General features: G+C 67.8%; 3 protein-coding genes. 2 read left to right on the top strand and 1 reads right to left on the bottom strand.

What is annotated here, in order from left to right; translation table 11 throughout:
- Together WA702_RS18480 and nadC are read left to right on the top strand one after the other, a co-directional pair.
- On the top strand, nucleotides 1-1,215 hold a 1,215-nt coding region (locus WA702_RS18480), incomplete at its 5' end, for an L-aspartate oxidase (protein ID WP_425111977.1).
- Nucleotides 1,216-1,252: 37 nt separating this feature from the next.
- Entirely contained in the window at nucleotides 1,253-2,128 is an 876-nt protein-coding gene (nadC, locus tag WA702_RS18475) for a carboxylating nicotinate-nucleotide diphosphorylase (protein ID WP_425111976.1), read from the top strand.
- A gap of 146 nt (nucleotides 2,129-2,274) precedes the next feature.
- On the opposite strand, the gene WA702_RS18470 is transcribed toward nadC, so the two are convergent.
- Nucleotides 2,275-3,521: cell wall hydrolase (locus tag WA702_RS18470; RefSeq protein ID WP_425111975.1), on the bottom strand; the 1,247-nt coding region annotated here is incomplete at its 5' end.

Here is a 3,521-nt window from a genome sequence, read left to right as displayed (position 1 = left end):
GTGCGCGTGCGCGGCGACATGGCCGGACAGGCGATCCTTGCGGCGCTGGTTGCGGCCGTCCGCAACACGCCCTCGATCCACCTCGTCGAAGGTCATGCCGCGGAAGCGCTGCTGACCGACGACGATGCCGTGATCGGACTGCAGCTCCGCAAGGTCGACGACGCCGACGCAAGGCCTGTCGTCATCGCCTCGCGCGCGGTGGTGCTGGCGACCGGCGGCATCGGTCATCTCTACGCGGTCACGACCAATCCGCAGGAAGCCAGCGGAACAGGACTTGCCATCGCTGCGCGCGCCGGCGCCGTCGTCGCCGATCCCGAATTCGTGCAATTCCACCCGACCGCGATGATGGCCGGCTGCGATCCGTCGCCGCTTGTCACCGAGGCGCTGCGCGGCGAAGGCGCGATCCTGGTCAACCGGCGTGGCCAGCGCTTCATGCTGGCGCGGCATACGCTGGCGGAGCTCGCACCGCGCGACATCGTCGCGCGCGGCGTGGCGGCCGAGATCGCCGCCGGTCGCGGCGCCTTTCTCGACGCGCGCGAAGCGCTCGGCGACGAGTTCGCGGAAAAATTCCCCACCGTGTACCAATACTGTATCGCTGCCGGGATCGATCCGACGCGACAGCCGATTCCGATCGCGCCGGCTGCACATTACCACATGGGCGGCATCGCGGTGGATGCGCGCGGCCGCTCCTCGCTGCAGGGCCTGTGGGCAGCCGGCGAGGTGTCGTCGACCGGCGCACATGGCGCCAACCGCCTCGCCTCGAATTCGCTGCTGGAAGCGGTGGTCTACGCGGCGCGGATCGCCGAGGACATTGCGGGCCAGACCATCGCGGCCGCGACCGCCGTTCCTGCCGGCCTCGTCACGGCATCAGGCGGCGCGGTGCCGCCATTTGCCCAGAAGGCGCTGCGTGATCTGATGAGCGCGCAGGTCGGCGTCGTGCGCGACGACGAAAGGCTGGCAGAAGCCGTCGTGGCGCTGGCGAAGCTGGAGCGTGAGAGCACCAGCCTGGCTTTGCGCAACATGGCGACCGCGGCGCTGCTGGTCGCGACGGCCGCTGTCGGCCGGCGCGAAAGCCGCGGTGCGCATTACCGTGCCGACCATCCCGCCGACAATCCGGCGCTGGCCCAGCGCACCATGACCACGCTCGACGCCGCCCGAAAGGTTGCCGACGAGATTGCGGCCCGTCCGCGCCCCCAGCGGTCGATGACCGCCTGAGCCGGCCGATCACCGCCTGAGATGATTGAGGTTCGCAATGACGCCCAGCTCACTGTTGTATCCGGACGCGTTCGTGTCGCCGCTTGCGATCGACGAAGCGGTGCGGCGCGCGCTCGACGAGGACCTCGGCCGCGCCGGCGACGTCACCTCGACGGCAACCATTCCTGAAAACATCCGCGCCCAGGCGGCGATGGTCGCGCGCCAGGGCGGCGTGATATCAGGCCTGCCGCTCGCGGTCGCCACCCTGCAGATGCTGGCGCCCGACATCGACATCACGGCGCATGTCCGCGACGGCGCAAGCGTGACGCCGGGCCAGCATCTGCTGACGATCGCAGGGCCCGCACGCGGCGTGCTCACCGCCGAGCGCACGGCGCTCAATTTCGTCGGCCGCCTCTCCGGCATCGCGACGCGCACCGCGCAATATGTCGACTGTACCGCGGGCACGACGACGCGCATCTGCTGCACCCGCAAGACCACGCCGGGGCTGCGCGCGCTGGAGAAATACGCCGTGCGTTGCGGCGGCGGTTTCAACCATCGCTTCGGCCTCGACGATGCGATGCTGATCAAGGACAACCACATCGCCGTCGCGGGCGGCATCCGCGCCGTGCTCGAACGCGCGCGCAGCCGCGCCGGTCACTTGGTCAAGATCGAGATCGAGGTCGATACGCTGGCGCAGCTCGATGAGGTGCTCGACACCAGGCTCGCGGATGCCGTGCTGCTCGACAACATGGATGTCGCCACCTTGCGCAAGGCCGTGGAGCGCACGCAGGGCTGGGTCGTGCTGGAGGCTTCCGGCAATGTCACCTTGGACACGATCGCCGCCATCGCCTCAACCGGCGTCGACTACATCTCATCAGGCGCGCTGACCCATTCGGCACCGAACTTCGACGTCGCGATCGACATTGAGGCGTGAGTCCGAAAGCGTCATTCCGGGCGATGCGCTAGCATCGAACCCGGAATCTCGACATGATGGGAGACGCAAGCCAATTTCGAGATTCCGGGTTCGAGGCCTTCGGCCTCGCCCCGGAATGACATTTTTTTAGCGCTACGTGCTAAGGCTTAGCGCCGCACCACGTTCGGATTGATTTCCGCCGAGCTCTTGGCTTCCTCGGTCAGTTCTGCCGAGAGCGCCGCGGTCTGCGCCGGCGTGCCCCAGCTCGGCGCATCGCTGCCGTCGCCCCAGGCCTTCGGCCGGTAGAAGGTGTGGACGCCGAACTTGTACATCCGCTTCATCTCGGACACCCAGGACGGTCGCACCCAGTAAGCATGATAGTGCGTCGACTTGCCGACCTCAGGCAGCCAGATCTGGCCGTCGAGCATCGCCTTGGCGATCTTCTTGGCGCGGTCCCACATGTCGGGCTCGCGGATCACGTCCGGCGTGTTGTCGCAGGCAAAAGTGAACTGACAGGCGAAGTGCCGGTACTTGTTCTGATAGACCACGCCACAGACGGTGGTCGGATAGTAACCGGAGAAGGCGCGATTCAGCACGACCTGCGCGACGGCGATCTGGCCGCGCACCGCCTCGCCACGCGCTTCGAAATACACTGCTTCCGCAAGGCATTTCTCGGACTTCGCACGCGGCTTCGCCTCGGTGAGGCCGAGCCGCTCGGCCGGTGTCAAGGCGCGCTGGTTGTCGGCATTGACCTCGCCCTTCGGCGCGACGCTCTGACCGCTGTCATCGGTCTTTGCAGGCTCGTCAGCGGCCGGCGGCTTGAGATCCGGATCCGGCAGCACGATCAGCGGCGCCTGGCCGGGCTGCCAGCTTTCCATGCTGCCGGCTGCGCCACCGAGCGATGAGGTGCCGAAATAGAGGCTCGCGGTCTTCACATTGAGGGCGTCATAGGAGACCGGGCCATCATCGTCCGCATCGGCCACGGCGTCCTTGTCGGCCTCCTTGGCGTGCAGCTTGGCGTCATCGGCTGGCGCAGCTTGGGACTGATATTGCGCGAGCGGCGGCGCGCGCAGCGCTTCGCTCAATTCCGGATCGAGCGCGGCGGCTTGCGCCGAGGGCGCGCTGGCCGGCGCAACAGCCGGTGCCGCCACGTCGGGAAGTGCGGCGGTCTTGGTGCCGAACACCGAGGCGTTGGAGTCGGCCGGCGCGTCCTTCGGAGCTGCCGCGGCGGGAGCGACCGGCTGATCGGTCGCGGCAGGCGCCGGCGGCGCGATCACGAGACGATCACCCTTCAAGGTGCGATCGACCTTGGGAAAATCGGAGGCCTGATAGCGCGACGGAGACTGCAGCGCCGGGTTGCGCGGGATCGTCCCCGTGACGTCGGAATGCGTGACGTTGAGGCTTGCAAGTTGAT

The organism is Bradyrhizobium sp., assembly GCF_049798375.1.
Lineage (GTDB): Bacteria > Pseudomonadota > Alphaproteobacteria > Rhizobiales > Xanthobacteraceae > Bradyrhizobium.
Note: the sequence above shows the minus strand (reverse complement) of the source record. Positions and strands in the feature narration are given on the sequence as shown.